This window comes from Pseudomonas sp. GW821-FHT09E12 (assembly GCF_059416085.1).
Map to the genome: position 1 here is coordinate 1,140,330 of NZ_JBWKOM010000001.1, position 14,366 is coordinate 1,154,695.

General features: G+C 64.7%; 11 protein-coding genes. 5 read left to right on the forward strand and 6 right to left on the reverse strand.

The features are described 5' to 3' along the window. Nucleotides 1-92 precede the first annotated feature (92 nt). Nucleotides 93-632 carry a PaaI family thioesterase gene (locus AC07PQ_RS05175; protein ID WP_053262004.1) on the forward strand — a complete coding sequence of 180 codons (540 nt, stop codon included), beginning with the start codon at nt 93-95 and terminating at the stop codon, nt 630-632. Between the two features lie 225 nt (nt 633-857). Next, complete coding sequence (gene dkgB / locus AC07PQ_RS05180; protein WP_493184307.1) at nt 858-1,661, forward strand: 2,5-didehydrogluconate reductase DkgB; 804 nt, start codon at nt 858-860, stop codon at nt 1,659-1,661. A 4-nt stretch (nt 1,662-1,665) separates the two neighbouring features. Here the strand turns inward: dkgB and AC07PQ_RS05185 are convergent, their stop codons facing one another. The 6 genes from AC07PQ_RS05185 to AC07PQ_RS05210 all read right to left on the reverse strand — a co-directional run bounded on the left by AC07PQ_RS05185 (nt 1,666) and on the right by AC07PQ_RS05210 (nt 9,401). After that, nucleotides 1,666-2,145, reverse strand: coding sequence for a hypothetical protein (locus tag AC07PQ_RS05185; protein ID WP_007927859.1), 480 nt, complete (start codon nt 2,143-2,145; stop codon nt 1,666-1,668). 369 nt (nt 2,146-2,514) lie between these two features. Beyond that, entirely contained in the window at nt 2,515-2,934 is a 420-nt protein-coding gene (locus AC07PQ_RS05190; RefSeq protein WP_007927857.1) for a hypothetical protein, read from the reverse strand. 134 nt (nt 2,935-3,068) lie between these two features. Next, nucleotides 3,069-3,785 (reverse strand): MgtC/SapB family protein, encoded by a 717-nt coding sequence (locus tag AC07PQ_RS05195; protein ID WP_007927856.1) that lies wholly within the window; start codon nt 3,783-3,785, stop codon nt 3,069-3,071. A gap of 311 nt (nt 3,786-4,096) precedes the next feature. Then, entirely contained in the window at nt 4,097-6,862 is a 2,766-nt protein-coding gene (mgtA, locus tag AC07PQ_RS05200; RefSeq protein ID WP_493184306.1) for a magnesium-translocating P-type ATPase, read from the reverse strand. Between the two features lie 590 nt (nt 6,863-7,452). Further along, nucleotides 7,453-8,787, reverse strand: a complete 1,335-nt coding sequence (locus AC07PQ_RS05205) for a lysine N(6)-hydroxylase/L-ornithine N(5)-oxygenase family protein (protein WP_493184305.1) — start codon at nt 8,785-8,787, stop codon at nt 7,453-7,455. A 131-nt stretch (nt 8,788-8,918) separates the two neighbouring features. Beyond that, nucleotides 8,919-9,401: a sigma-70 family RNA polymerase sigma factor gene (locus AC07PQ_RS05210; RefSeq protein ID WP_037035587.1), complete on the reverse strand. Its 483-nt coding sequence runs from the start codon at nt 9,399-9,401 to the stop codon at nt 8,919-8,921. 333 nt (nt 9,402-9,734) lie between these two features. On the opposite strand from AC07PQ_RS05210, the gene AC07PQ_RS05215 reads away from it, so the two are divergent. The 3 genes from AC07PQ_RS05215 to AC07PQ_RS05225 are packed head-to-tail and all read left to right on the forward strand — an operon-like array spanning nt 9,735 to nt 14,298. Next, nucleotides 9,735-10,907, forward strand: coding sequence for an efflux RND transporter periplasmic adaptor subunit (locus AC07PQ_RS05215; protein ID WP_493184304.1), 1,173 nt, complete (start codon nt 9,735-9,737; stop codon nt 10,905-10,907). Beyond that, nucleotides 10,908-12,881 (forward strand): MacB family efflux pump subunit, encoded by a 1,974-nt coding sequence (locus tag AC07PQ_RS05220; protein ID WP_493184303.1) that lies wholly within the window; start codon nt 10,908-10,910, stop codon nt 12,879-12,881. 7 nt (nt 12,882-12,888) lie between these two features. Beyond that, nucleotides 12,889-14,298: an efflux transporter outer membrane subunit gene (locus AC07PQ_RS05225; RefSeq protein ID WP_493184302.1), complete on the forward strand. Its 1,410-nt coding sequence runs from the start codon at nt 12,889-12,891 to the stop codon at nt 14,296-14,298. The last annotated feature ends 68 nt before the right edge of the window (nt 14,299-14,366 follow it).

Below are 14,366 nucleotides of genomic sequence, written 5' to 3' on the forward strand. Positions count from 1 at the left end.
TCCGACCTGTGGCGTTTTTGACACTGGCCGGAATAATATTTCGAACATAATATTTTCCTCGTCATCTTGTTCCGCCCAGTGAGGAAACGCCCATGCAAAGCCCATCACGCGAGGCCACCCTGGCCCAGTGGATTGCCCAGGAACAGGCCATGCGCGCGCGCCTGGCCGGTCCGGGCAGCCTGTCCCTGGCCGAGGTCAGCGCCCTCTCGCCCGCCGAGTTCTTCGACGGCATCGGCAACGGCGAATTGCCCTCGCCGCCCATCGGCACGTTGCTGGATTTCATCCCCATCGAATGGTCCGCCGGGCACTTCGTGTTCCAGGGCACCCCGGATGCCCGCCATTACAACCCGCTGGGCAGCGTGCACGGCGGTTATGCCGCAACCCTGCTGGACTCCTGCATGGGTTGCGCGATCCACACCCGCCTGAACAAAGGCCAGGGCTACACCACCCTGGACCTGCGCATCAGCTATGTGCGGGCCCTGACCGGCAGCAGCGGGCCGATCCGCGCCGAAGGCAAGATCGTCCACCTGGGCCGCTCCACCGCCCTGGCCGAAGGGCGGATCTACGACGTCGATGGCCGCCTGTACGCCACCGGCTCCACCACCTGCATGATTCTTGAAGCGCGTGGCTGAAACCGCCTCTGCGTCTGTAGAAGCGGGCCCGTTCGCGAAAAAACTACGGCTTGCGCTCAGCGGTGGCCGGGAGGAGGTCTCGCGAGCAAGCTCGCGCCTACCAGGGTTCGTGCCTGCCCGCGCATTCGTGATTCGCGGTAAAGATTGCTTTGCCTGTCCGGCGGTTTTTCTCAAGGGTGCGGATCGGGATACTCGTGGCCTTTCCACTGCCATCTGGAGTCATCCATGTCTGTACCTGCTTTCGGCCTCGGCACCTTTCGCCTGCAAGGCCAGGTGGTCATCGACTCGGTCAGCACCGCGCTCGAACTGGGCTACCGGGCGATCGACACCGCACAGATCTACGAGAACGAAGCCGAGGTCGGCCAGGCCATCGCCGACAGCGGCATCCCCCGCGACGAGCTGTTCGTCACCAGCAAGATCTGGGTCGCCCATTTCGCCCGCGACAAGCTGATCCCCAGCCTCAAGGACAGCCTGCGCAAGCTGCGGACCGACTACCTGGACCTGACCCTGATCCACTGGCCGTCACCGGACAACCAGGTACCGGTCGAAGAGTTCATGGCGGCGCTGCTGGAGGCCAGGCAACTGGGGTTGACCCGGCAGATCGGTGTTTCCAACTTCACCATCGACCTGATGCGGCAGGCCATCGCCGCGGTCGGTGCCGAGCACATCGCCACTAATCAGATCGAACTGCATCCTTACCTGCAGAACCGCAAGGTCGTGGAGTTCGCGCAAAACCAGGGGATTCACATCACCTCGTACATGACGCTGGCCTACGGTGAAGTGCTCGAGGACCCGGTCATCCAGCAGATCGCCCAGCAGCATCGGGCAACGCCGGCCCAAGTGACCCTGGCCTGGGCCATGCAATCGGGTCATGCGGTGATTCCCTCCTCGACCAGGCGCGCGAACCTGGAAAGTAACCTCAAGGCCTGTGCCCTGAGCCTGAGCGAGGCAGACATGCAACGCATCGCCAGTCTGGAGCGCGGTCATCGTCTGACCAGCCCCGCCGGCATTGCACCGGCGTGGGACTGAAGCCTTAACGCACCACGGCATTCAACCGAATGCCATCGGGGGCGATCTCTTCCTCATTGGAACTGCTGGGAAACTTTCCGGCCGCCGGGATCTTGCTCCGGTGGCCGGTGTCGATGGCCGCCATCAAGCGGCTGAGGGTCTCGTGGTCCGGCAGCGGCAGGCTGCTGATATACAGCTTGCGCTGCGGACCGAGTGGAATCGAAGGCACGCCGAGAAGCTCGGAGTCATAGACCAGCACATGACGGATCTGCGGGTTATCCATGCAGAACGCCACGATATCGAGCCGGGCCTGCAACCCCAGCGAAGCGTTGATGATCAGCAGGTCCATTGGCTCACTGCCATATTCCACGACGTTCAACACCTCGACGAGTCGATACATCGGTGCAATCCGGTAATAGCCCAGCTGGTTCAGCACCCGCTCGATCTTCATTCGATGAAAATGCTGTTCATCGGCGATCAGGATTCGTAACGTTTTATTCGGCATTTGTTCGCGACCATGAAAAAAGTCTGAGATGACAGGCTCCAAGCCTATGAATAAAGGCTAGGGGAGCAGCCGATAGTTTTCTCTAAGGGTTTTCTGAAAAGCCCTACTCCGAATTACTAAAATGCGGCTTTCCCCTACTTTTCGAGCCCGAAATGCTCGTTTCCCTGGTATTTCCGCCCACACCGGCGGCACTCATCGGCTATCCATGGGCGGCCATGAATCCTGCTTTTTGCCCGCTCCGGATGGAAACAAAAGACCCCGCCCGGCCCCGGTAGCGGCCATCGGAGAACCGCTGGCCAGGTGGTGATTCCACCTCCAGTAGCGCGACGCAAGCCCTGTTCCCAGCAACTGCGGAGGGCTATTCAGCATTCAGAAGGTTCGGTCTTTGCCCGAGGAGGCGGGAGGATTGATATGGGCAATGAAGCGCTGGAGGATCTCCTGCGTGGCGCCCTGCACCCAGAGAATCTCCTGTAGCGCAGAGGCACCGAGGACCACCGGCAATGCCTGTTCGGTGCGACCGCCATAGATCATGGCATGGCGGATCTGCGGGTTGCCCTGGCAGAACGCGCCGGCGTCCACCCCGGCGGCGAACGCCAGCTCGCCGCTGAGCAGCAACAGATCGAAGTTCTCGAAGGGGTCGCAGGAATAGTGAGTCAGGGTCACCAGTTCGCGGAAAGACTCCACCGCCGCGACGCGGAAATACCCCAGGCCATTCAACAAACGCTCGATGCGCCCACACTGCTCCCGGGACGCATCGGCAATCAATATTCTCAAGCGCTTGTTGGGCATCGGCGTGGCAACTATCGGTTGAACACAGAGGCTCGACAGACTATCCGATGGCCCCTGGCCGACTCTTTAAGACAATTCCCAAAAATTGCCGCGCACAAGACATTTCTCCCAGGAAAGCCCCCTGTACGGGCGCTTTATTCGGTGGTGCTGGGGCTCCAGAACGCCTGCTCCACCAGGGCAGAGGTGGACAGGCGCGCCACCAGGGCGTCGAGCTCGTCGCCGTCCACCGAGGTGGTGGCCAGGGTGGCTTCGATCTCCACGTCGTCGTTGCCGAAGGCATGGACATCGATGTCGCTGGCCGGGTAGTTGCTGCGTTCCAGTTCCGCTTCGAGCAGGGCGAACACGGCCTTCTGCTTGGAGCGATGGGCGATGACATAGACGATGTTGGTGACCTCGGCGGAGATCACATCCAGCGGCTGGCGGTTGATGTTGTTGACGATCGGTCGCAGCAGGGTGTTGGCCGCCAGCACGAACAAAGTGCCAAGAAAGGCTTCGAGAATCAGGTCGGCGCCGGCGCAGGCGCCCACCGCCGCCGAGGCCCAGAGGGTGGCCGCGGTGTTCAGGCCACGGACATTGCCCTCCTCGCGCATGATCACCCCGGCGCCGAGAAAACCGATGCCGGACACCACATAGGCCACCACCCGCACCGCGCCCTCGGCGCCGCCGAGGCGGTTGGCCATGTCGACGAAAATCGCCGCGCCCACCGCCACCAGCACGTTGGTGCGCAGGCCGGCGGTGCGTTGCCGGTACTGGCGCTCGAAGCCGATCAGGCCACCGAGGATAAAGGCCGCGCTGAGGCTGACCAGGGTGTCCACCAGGGAGGTCAGGTTGATGTTCTGGAGTGCTTGCATGAAGGGAGTCCTTGAGTACGCGGCGGTCGGCTGCCGTTAAGGATAGGTGCACTTTGCCGGTGCGAGCGGGCGGCGATCCGACGGGTCCGCGATGAGGCCGGCCAGGGTGCCGGGTATCTTGCACCGGCTGGCATTACGAGCAGATGGCGATTACCGGTTAACCCTGTAGCCGCTGCCGCAGGCTGCGATCGGCCCGGAGGGCCGCGGCGATCCCGCCAACGCCGGAGGCCCTGCGAACAGCGTGGCCCGGACCATCGCAGCCTGCGGCAGCGGCCACAGGATGTTGTGCAACGTCGGCCGCGAGCCGCAGCTTATTGCCAGCCGAACCGACGGATATAAAAGCCCTTCACCGCCTGGGTCAGCGCCATGTACGCCAGCAGGATCACCGGCAGGAACACGAAGTACAGCGACGGCAGCGCCTGCAGCTTGAAGTAGTGCGCCAGCGGGCCCATGGGCAGGAAGATGCCGATGGCCATGATCAACCCGGTCATCACCAGCAGCGGCATGGCTGCGCGGCTTTGCAGGAACGGGATCTTCGGCGTGCGGATCATGTGCACGATCAGGGTCTGGGTCAGCAGCCCGACCACGAACCAGCCGGACTGGAACAGGGTCTGGTGGTCCGGGGTATTGGCGTCGAACACGTACCACATCAGGGCAAAGGTACTGATGTCGAAGATCGAACTGATCGGCCCGAAAAACAGCATGAAACGCCCGACGTCCACCGGCTGCCAGCGCTGCGGACGGGCCAGCATTTCGTCATCGACGTTGTCGAACGGAATGGCGATCTGGGAAATGTCGTACAGCAGGTTCTGTACCAGCAGGTGCATCGGCAGCATCGGCAGGAACGGAATGAAGGCGCTGGCCACCAGCACCGAGAACACGTTGCCGAAGTTCGAGCTGGCGGTCATCTTGATGTACTTGAGCATGTTGGCGAAGGTCCGCCGCCCTTCCAGCACGCCCTCCTCCAGCACCATCAGGCTTTTCTCCAGGAGGATGATGTCCGCCGCTTCCTTGGCGATGTCCACGGCGCTGTCCACCGAGATGCCGATATCCGCGGTGCGCAGCGCCGGCGCGTCGTTGATGCCGTCGCCCATGAAGCCGACCACATGGCCGTTGCCCTTGAGCAGACGGACGATGCGTTCCTTGTGCGAGGGCGTGAGCCGGGCGAAGACATTGGTGGTTTCCACGGCCTTGGCCAGCTGCGTGTCGCTCATGCGCTCGATGTCGTTGCCCAGCAGCAGGCCCTGTTGTTCCAGGCCGACTTCGCGGCAGATCTTCGCCGTCACCAGTTCGTTGTCGCCGGTCAGCACCTTCACCGCCACGCCATGGGCGGCCAGGGCCTCAAGGGCCGGCGCGGTGCTTTCCTTGGGCGGGTCGAGGAACGCCACGTAACCGATCAGGGTCAGCCCCTGCTCGTCCGCCAGGCTGTAGCTGTCGCGGCCCCGGGGCATCGGCCGGGCGGCCACGGCCACCACCCGCAGGCCTTCGCCATTGAATTGGGCGGTGACCTGGCGGATCCGCGCCAGCAGCTCGTCGCTGAGCATTTCCTCGGCGGCGCCATGGCGCACCTGGGTGCACACCGCCAGCACCTCCTCCACCGCGCCCTTGCAGATCAGCAGGTGCGCACGCTCCTTCTCGGCCACCACCACCGACATGCGCCGCCGGTTGAAGTCGAAGGGAATCTCGTCGACCTTCTGGAACGCCGTGCCGACCCTCAGCTCGCGGTGCACTTCGACGTGCTCCAGCACCGCCACGTCCAGCAGGTTCTTCAGGCCGGTCTGGTAGTAGCTGTTCAGGTAGGCCATTTCCAGCACATCGTCGGACTCCTCGCCCCAGACATCCACATGCCGGGCGAGGAAGATCTTGTCCTGGGTCAGGGTGCCGGTCTTGTCGGTGCACAGCACGTCCATGGCGCCGAAGTTCTGAATCGCGTCCAGGCGCTTGACGATGACTTTCTTGCGCGACAGGAACACCGCGCCCTTGGCCAGGGTCGAGGTGACGATCATCGGCAGCATTTCCGGGGTCAGGCCCACGGCGATCGACAGCGCGAACAGCAGCGCCTCCATCCAGTCGCCCTTGGTGAAGCCGTTGATGAACAGCACCAGCGGCGCCATGACGAACATGAAGCGGATCAGCAGCCAGCTGACCTTGTTCACCCCGTTCTGGAACGAAGTCGGCGCCCGGTCGGTGGCCCCGACCCGCTGCGCCAGGGCGCCGAAATAGGTGGCGTTGCCAGTGGCCAGGACCAGCGCGGTGGCCGCGCCGGACACCACGTTGGTGCCCATGAACAGGATGTTGTCCAGCTCCAGCGGGTTGAGGGTGGCGGCGTCCTGCTGGCGCGGGAATTTCTCCACCGGCATCGATTCGCCGGTCATCGCCGCCTGGCTGACGAACAGGTCCTTGGCGCTGAGCACCCGGCAATCGGCGGGGATCATGTCGCCGGCCGAGAGCTGGATCAGGTCGCCCGGCACCAGTTGCCGGATCGGCAGTTCCAGGCGTTGCTGGCCCTGGCTGGCCACCGCCGCGCCATGCAGCCGGGCGAACACCGACGGCGCGGCGTCGACCACGTTGCGCCGCAGCACCGTGGCGGTGTTGCTGACCATTGCCTTGAGGGCATCGGCGGCCTTGTTCGACTTGGCCTCCTGCCAGAAGCGCAGCAGCGTGGAGAGCACCACCATGGAAAAAATCACCGTGGCCGCCTTCATGTCTTCGGTCAGCCAGGAGATCACCGCCAGCAGGGTCAGCAGCAGGTTGAAGGGGTTCTTGTAGCAATGCCACAAATGCGTCCACCACGGCAGCGGCTGCTCGTGCTCGACCTCGTTGAGGCCATGCTGCTCGCGCAGGGCCTGGGCCTCGGCCTCGCTCAGGCCATCGGTGTGGCTGCCGAGGCGTTGCAGCAGGTCCGTGGCATTGTCGTTGGCCGCAGCCACCAGGGTGTGCGCGAGGCTCGGCGGCAGGTCGCGGCTGACGCTGGCGTCGCTGAAGCTCTCCAGCAAGGCCAGGCGGCGAAAGTGCCGGGCGAAGTGCCGGGTCCGCAGGAAGCCGGCAAAAAACTCTTTGAGCAGGGTGAGGTTCATGGTGTGTCCCCTAACGGTCGGCGCCGGGAAACTCACAGCCAGGTCTGGTTCGCCGGCCGCGCAAACAGGCGCAGCCGTAGCGCGGCGATGCGCCAGGCATCACCCACTGTTGCAGTGTCGATGAGAAGGACATCGGGAACGGGCCCTGAAGGCCACGATCGGGAAGCCGCCGCTCGCTGTCATGGCGAGACAACGGCACACAAGGCGGGCGCGTTATCTTGCCGGGAAGGTGCCGGTTAGCGAAACCGGCCGACTACTGTCACTCGAACAAGTACCCACTGTGGGTCTCCGCTTGATGGAAAACGCGCGCAGCTTACGCCGCGGTTTTTGCAGAGTAAATCGACGGCAAGGCGCTGGCGGGGGAATCGAAAAGTTCTTCAGCGATGGTTCAGGAAGGGGCTACGGACAGGCCCCAAAGGCAGGAAATGCGGGGACGTCATGCCCCCTGTCGTGGGCACGCTCGCGCCTACAACGATAACGCGATCCTGTAGGAGCGAGCTTGCTCGCGAGGCGTCGGAGTAGTCGACGGAGCGTGCAAGCCGGGCCATTTTTTCGCGAGCAAGCTCGCTCCTACAAAGTTACCCGGGCAATCAGCTGGCGGTGGCCAGCAGCAGGTCGCGCACCGAACGGCTGTGGCGGCCTTTGTCGTGCTCGTACAGAGAGGCGGCGATTTCCTCGGCGCGGATCGGCAGCACCGACAGCAAGGTGTCGCTCAGGCCGTGGCTGGCCTGGCTGAAGCCCTGGGTGTAGATGCCGGCCTTGCAGCGCTCGTCGGTGATGAGCCGGTAGTTGCGGTCCACTTCGAAGTCGCCCAGATAGGCTTCCAGCGGCGCCAGCAACGCACGGTGAGTCTGGCGCTCGTAGCCGGTGGCCAGGATCACCGCGTCGTAGTGGCGGGTGCTCAGCTCGCCGGTGGAGGTGTTGCGCAGCACCAGTTCGACGCCCTGGGCGGTGGCGGTAGCTTTTTCCACGGTGGTCAGGGTGCGGAAGGCATGCCGCGCGATGCCGGAGACTTTCTGCCGGTAGAGAATCCCGTAGATGCGTTCGATCAGGTCGACATCCACCACCGAGTAGTTGGTGTTCTGGTACTCGTGGACCAGGCGCTCGCGCTCGCCGCTCGGCTGCTGGAACACCAGGTCGGTGAAAGCCGGCGAGAACACTTCGTTGACGAACGGGCTGTCGTCCGCCGGTTTCAGCGCCGAACCGCGCATCAGCATGTCCACCTGCACCGAAGGGAAGCTGTCGTTGAGGTCGATAAAGGCCTCGGCGGCGCTCTGCCCGCCACCGATGATCGCCACGTTCATCGGCTGGCCGCTGGCACACGGCTGGCTGGCCATGCGCTCCAGGTAGTGCGCGTGGTGGAACACCCGGCCGTCGTCCTTGAGCGCCTTGAAGGTGTCCGGGATCAGTGGCGTGCCGCCAGGGCTGACCACCACCGAACGGCTGGTACGGACGAATTCCTGGCCCTGGCTGTCGCGGGAAATCACCCGCAGTGCCTCGACCTGCTGGTTGTGCAGCACCGGTTCGATGGCCAGCACTTCTTCGCCGTAGCGGCTCTGCTCCTGGAAGTGCCCGGCGACCCAGCGCAGGTAATCGTTGAACTCCATGCGGCACGGATAGAAGGTGCCCAGGTTGATGAAGTCCACCAGGCGGCCGTGGTGCTTGAGGTAGTTGACGAAGGAATACGGGCTGGTCGGGTTGCGCAGGGTCACCAGGTCCTTGAGAAAGGAAATCTGCAGGTCGCTCTGGGCCACCAGCGTGTTGCCGTGCCAGCGGTAGTCGGCCTGCTTGTCGAGAAACAGCGCGTCCAGCGGACCCTGAATCTGGCCACGTTCTTCCAGCGCGATAGCCAGCGCCAGGTTCGAGGGGCCGAAACCGATACCGATCAGGTCGTGAACGATGGTCGATGCAATTGCCTGTGTCATTTCCAGTGTCCTCTGGATAAATCCCTCAACGCGGGGAGAAATCGACGGTGACCTGATCGGCCCATGGCGAGGCAGCAGGTCGTCTGTTGAGTAGGAACGAGGACAGTGAAAAAAAATTTAACAAAGAAGGATCAATGGGCGTCCCACTGCCGGACCCGCACCCGGCAATGTTTCATCGCATTGACGATGTGCTTCTCCACCAGGCTGCGGGAAATCCCCAGGCGCTCGGCGATCTCGGGGTGGGACAGGCCTTCGAGCTTGCGCAGCAGGAAACTTTCCCGGCACAGCGCCGGCAGCTCCGCCAGCGCCCGTTGCAGCATGTCCAGGCGCTGGCCGTGGTCGATGCAGGTGTGTGGCGAGGGGCTGAAAAAGCGCTCTTCGTTGTCGAGCACATCCAGGGATTCGACCTGGCGCAAGGCATTGCGCCGATGGCCGTCGATCACCAGGTTCAGCGCCGTGCGGTAGAGGAAGGCCCGCGGTTGCTCGATCGGCGTGTCGCTGGAACGCTCCAGCACCCGCACATAAGCGTCATGCACCACATCTTCGGCCACCTGCAGGTTGCCCAGCTTGGCGTTGAGGAAACACACCAGCTCGCGATAGTAGTTTTCCAACATGACTCCCGACCGCGATACGCGGCTTTTGTCCTTGAGCACAACCGGCACTCCGCCCCTGGGCAGGCGATTCGATGATGGCAGTTTAGAAGTGGCGTAATTTATAGTAATTCTCATATAGATTTAAAGTGCTGTGTCGATTCGCCGGTTTTATTTTCGTCGCCTAACCTGTAACCCCGCACCTGTAACGCCATGTGTCATGACTTAAATTCCCTCCGGCGCTTCTCGTCTACCTGACAGCTCCCCGTATCTGTCGCTCTGGCGGCAGCCTCCAGCCCTGCCCACCCCCTGGGCCAGGCCGGACGACGGGCCGACTTCCATTGGCCGGAACCCTGCATGAAACGTCCCCGTCATACCCGACGCGCCCTGCTTGTCACCCTGTGTCTGATTCCTGTCGTTGCCTTCGCCGCCTGGCAGTTCCTGCCGCCGGGGCGCGACCAGCTCGCCACCGTCCAAGTCAGCCGCGGCACCATCGAAAGCAGCGTGACCGCCCTGGGCACCCTGCAACCGCGGCGTTACGTGGATGTCGGCGCCCAGGCGTCCGGGCAGATCCGCAAGATCCATGTCGAGGCTGGCGACCCGGTCAAGGAAGGCCAACTGCTGGTGGAGATCGACCCCGCCACCCAGCAGGCCAAGCTCGATGCCAGCCGTTTCTCCATCGAGAACCTGCAGGCCCAGTTGCAAGAGCAGCGGGCACAGAACGAACTGGCCCGGCAGAAGTACCAGCGCCAGCAGAACCTCGCCGCCGGCGGCGCAACCCGCGACGAAGACGTGCAGACCGCCCGCGCCGAACTCAAGGCCACCCAGGCGCGGATCGACATGATCCAGGCGCAGATCCGCCAGGCCCAGGCCAGCCTGCGCAGCGACCAGGCCGAGCTGGGCTATACGCGGATCTACGCGCCGATGTCCGGCACCGTGGTCGCGGTGGACGCCCGCGAAGGCCAGACCCTCAACGCCCAGCAACAGACGCCGTTGATCCTGCGCATCGCCCGGCTGTCGCCGATGACCGTCTGGGCCGAGGTCTCCGAAGCCGATATCGGCCACGTCAAGCCGGGCATGACCGCCTACTTCACCACCTTGAGCGGCGGCGCCCGGCGCTGGACCAGCACCGTGCGGCAGATCCTGCCGATCCCGCCCAAGCCGCTGAACGAAAGCAGCCAGGGCAGCGGCAGCCCCAACAGTTCGAGCAAGAGCGGCAGTGGCCGCGTGGTGCTCTACACCGTGCTGCTGGATGTGGATAACGCCGACAACGCGCTGATGGCCGAGATGACCACCCAGGTGTTTTTTGTCGCCGAGCGCGCGCAGGACGTTCTCACCGCGCCGATCGCCGCCCTGCAGGGCAGCACCGAGAGCGGCGTCCAGCTGGCCCGGGTGGTGGCGAAAAACGGCTCGATCGAGGAGCGCAAGGTACGGGTCGGCATCAGCGACCGCTTGCGCATCCAGGTCCTGGACGGCCTCGCCGAAGGCGATCACTTGCTGATCGGTCCCGCGCAAAGCAGCGGAGGCTGAATGCAAACCCCGCTGATCGACCTCAAGGGCATCCGCAAATCCTATGGCGGCGGCGACACGCCGCAAGTGGACGTGCTGCGTGGCATCGACCTGTCGATCCACGCCGGCGAGTTCGTCGCCATCGTCGGCGCCTCCGGCTCCGGCAAATCGACGCTGATGAACATCCTCGGCTGCCTCGACCGCCCGACCTCGGGCGAGTACCTGTTCGCCGGGGAAAACGTCGCCCGGCTGGACAGCGACGAACTGGCCTGGCTGCGTCGCGAGGCCTTCGGCTTCGTGTTCCAGGGCTACCACCTGATTCCCTCTGGCTCGGCCCAGGAAAACGTCGAGATGCCGGCGATCTATGCCGGCACCCCGGCGGCCGAGCGCCACGCCCGCGCCGCCGCCCTGCTCGACCGCCTGGGCCTGGCCAGCCGCACCGGCAACCGCCCGCACCAGTTGTCCGGCGGCCAGCAGCAGCGGGTGTCGATCGCCCGCGCGCTGATGAACGGCGGCCATATCATCCTCGCCGACGAACCCACCGGCGCCCTCGACAGCCACAGCGGCGCCGAGGTCATGAGCCTGCTCGACGAACTGGCCAGCCAGGGCCACGTGGTGATCCTAATCACCCACGACCGCGAAGTCGCGGCGCGGGCCAAGCGCATCATCGAAATCCGCGACGGCGAGATCATCAGCGACACCGCCGACGAGCACCCCGAGGTCCAGGCCAGCGCCAACAGCGGCGCCCTGCAGGCAGTGGACCTGCGCCAGCGCCTGGCCGACGGCAGCGAACCCAACGGTGCCTGGAAAGGCGAGTTGGTGGATGCCGTGCAGGCGGCCTGGCGGGTGATGTGGATCAACCGTTTCCGCACCGCCCTGACCCTCTTGGGAATCGTCATCGGCGTGGCCTCGGTGGTGGTGATGCTGGCGGTAGGCGAAGGCAGCAAACGCCAGGTCATGGCGCAGATGGGCGCCTTCGGCTCGAACATCATCTACTTGAGCGGCTACTCGCCCAACCCGCGCACGCCCGCGGGCATCGTCACCCTGGACGACGTCGCGGCCCTGGCCAACCTGCCCCAGGTAAAACGCATCATGCCGGTCAATGGCGCGCAGGCCGGGGTCCGCTTCGGCAACGCCGACTACATGAGTTATGTGGGTGGCAACGACACCAACTTCCCGGAGATCTTCAACTGGCCCGTGGCCCAGGGCAGCTACTTCAGCGACGCCGACGAACGCTCGGCAGCGGCGGTGGCGGTGATCGGCCACAAGGTCCGGGAAAAACTCCTCAAGGACGTGGCCAATCCCATCGGCCAATACATCCTGATCGAGAACGTGCCGTTCCAGGTGGTCGGCGTGCTCTCGGAAAAGGGCGCCAGTTCCGGCGACAGCGACAGCGACGACCGCATCGCCGTGCCCTACTCCGCCGCCAGCATCCGCCTGTTCGGCGACCACAACCCGCAGTACGTGGCGATTGCCGCCGCCGATGCCAGCCGGGTCAAGCAGACCGAACGCGAAATCGACGAACTGATGCTGCGCATGCACGGCGGCAAGCGCGACTTCGAACTGACCAACAACGCCGCCATGATCCAGGCCGAGGCGCGGACCCAGAACACCCTGTCGCTGATGCTCGGCGCCATCGCCGCGATCTCGCTGCTGGTGGGCGGCATCGGAGTGATGAACATCATGCTCATGACCGTGCGCGAACGCACCCGGGAGATCGGCATCCGCATGGCCACCGGCGCCCGCCAGCGCGACATCCTGCGCCAGTTCCTCACCGAGGCGGTGATGCTCTCGGTGGTCGGCGGCCTGGCCGGGATCGGCGTGGCGCTGATCATCGGCGGCATCCTGATCCTCAGCGAGGTGGCCGTGGCCTTCTCCCTGGCCGCGATACTGGGGGCCTTCGGCTGCGCCCTGATCACCGGCGTCACCTTCGGCTTCATGCCAGCCCGCAAAGCTGCCCGGCTCGATCCGGTCAAGGCCCTTACCAGTGAATGATCGACCTATGAAAGTGCACCTGACCCTCCTGGCCGCCAGCCTGGCGCTGGCCGCCTGCAGCAGCCCGGCGCCGCGCCCGGACAGCGGCCTGCACGCCCCCGCCGCCTGGCACTCCGCCGCCAGCCTCGCGCCGCGCCAGCAAGATCCACGCTGGTGGCTGCAATTCGGCAGCCCGGAACTCGACCGCCTGATCGCCGAAGCCCGCGCCGGCAGCCACGACCTGGCGGCAGCCATGGCCCGGGTCCAGCAGGCCCAGGCCAGCGCCGTCATTGCCGGCGCGCCCTTGCTGCCCGCCGTCAACGGCACCTTCAACGCCAACCGGCAGAAGCTCCTGCGGGGCAGCGGCTACAGCCAGCTGGATACCAACAGCAACAACAAGGCCGTGGACTATTTCAATGCCGGCCTGAGCGCCACCTATGAAATCGATTTCTGGGGCGGCAAGCGCGCCGCCCGGGACAGCGCCCTGCTGGGCCTGCAGGCCAGCGAGTTCGACCGGGCCACCGTGGAACTGACCCTGCTCAGCGGCGTGGCCAACAGTTACGCCCAGGTACTGTCGCTGCGGGAACAGGGCCGGATTGCCGAGCTCAACCTGGCCAATGCGCAGAGCGTGCTCAGGCTGGTGCAGACCCGCTACGACGCGGGCTCGGCCACCGCCCTCGAGCTGGCCCAGCAGAAAAGCCTGGTGGCGGCCCAGCAGCGCCAGGTGCCGCAGGTCCGGCAACAGGCCGAAGAAGCCCTGATCGCCCTCGCCGCCCTCCTCGGCCGGCCAGTGCAGAGCCTGACCCTGAGCGACCAGCCTTTCGCCCAACTGAACTGGCCGGACATCGATGCCGGAGTGCCCAGCGACCTGCTGGCCCGCCGCCCCGATATCGCCAGCGCCGAAGCCCGGCTGGCGGCGGCCCAGGCCGATGTCAGGGTGGCACGGGCGGCGATGCTGCCCAACGTGACCCTGACCGCCAACCTCGGCTCTGGCGCCAACACGTTCAATGACGTGCTACGCAGCCCCTTCTACAACCTGACCGCCGCACTGGTGGCACCGATCTTCAACAACGGCCGCCTGGGCGCCGAGCGCGACAAGGCCACGGCACGCCAGCAGGAACTGCTGGAAAGCTACCGCGGGGCGATCATCAATGGCTTCGCCGATGTGGAAAAGGCCCTCACCAGCATTCGCGGCCTGGACCAGCAGCGGCAATGGCAAGGCGAAGAACTGAATCAGGCGCAGCGGGCCTTCGAGATCGCCCAGAGCCGTTATCAGGCTGGCGCCGAAGACCTGCTCACCGTGCTGGAAACCCAGCGCACCCTGTACGCCGCCCAGGACCAGAACGTGCAACTGCGGCTGTCCCGGGTGCAGTCGAGCATTGCCCTGTACAAAGCCCTGGGCGGTGGCTGGAAGACGCTCGAAACCAAGAGCCTCTGAACCCAGAGCCTGTAAATAAAGAGCCTCTCAATAACAGAGTCTCCCAATAAAGCGCTCCAGAAAACACA

Excerpts from the sequence above, each read along its gene's own strand:
- dkgB (WP_493184307.1), top strand. The coding sequence starts at position 858 with ATGTCTGTACCTGCTTTCGGCCTCGGCACCTTTCGCCTGCAAGGCCAG.
- AC07PQ_RS05205 (WP_493184305.1), bottom strand. The coding sequence starts at position 8,787 with ATGACACAGGCAATTGCATCGACCATCGTTCACGACCTGATCGGTATC.
- AC07PQ_RS05220 (WP_493184303.1), top strand. The coding sequence starts at position 10,908 with ATGCAAACCCCGCTGATCGACCTCAAGGGCATCCGCAAATCCTATGGC.
- mgtA (WP_493184306.1), bottom strand. The coding sequence starts at position 6,862 with ATGAACCTCACCCTGCTCAAAGAGTTTTTTGCCGGCTTCCTGCGGACC.
- AC07PQ_RS05195 (WP_007927856.1), bottom strand. The coding sequence starts at position 3,785 with ATGCAAGCACTCCAGAACATCAACCTGACCTCCCTGGTGGACACCCTG.
- AC07PQ_RS05190 (WP_007927857.1), bottom strand. The coding sequence starts at position 2,934 with ATGCCCAACAAGCGCTTGAGAATATTGATTGCCGATGCGTCCCGGGAG.
- AC07PQ_RS05225 (WP_493184302.1), top strand. The coding sequence starts at position 12,889 with ATGAAAGTGCACCTGACCCTCCTGGCCGCCAGCCTGGCGCTGGCCGCC.
- AC07PQ_RS05215 (WP_493184304.1), top strand. The coding sequence starts at position 9,735 with ATGAAACGTCCCCGTCATACCCGACGCGCCCTGCTTGTCACCCTGTGT.
- AC07PQ_RS05185 (WP_007927859.1), bottom strand. The coding sequence starts at position 2,145 with ATGCCGAATAAAACGTTACGAATCCTGATCGCCGATGAACAGCATTTT.
- AC07PQ_RS05175 (WP_053262004.1), top strand. The coding sequence starts at position 93 with ATGCAAAGCCCATCACGCGAGGCCACCCTGGCCCAGTGGATTGCCCAG.
- AC07PQ_RS05210 (WP_037035587.1), bottom strand. The coding sequence starts at position 9,401 with ATGTTGGAAAACTACTATCGCGAGCTGGTGTGTTTCCTCAACGCCAAG.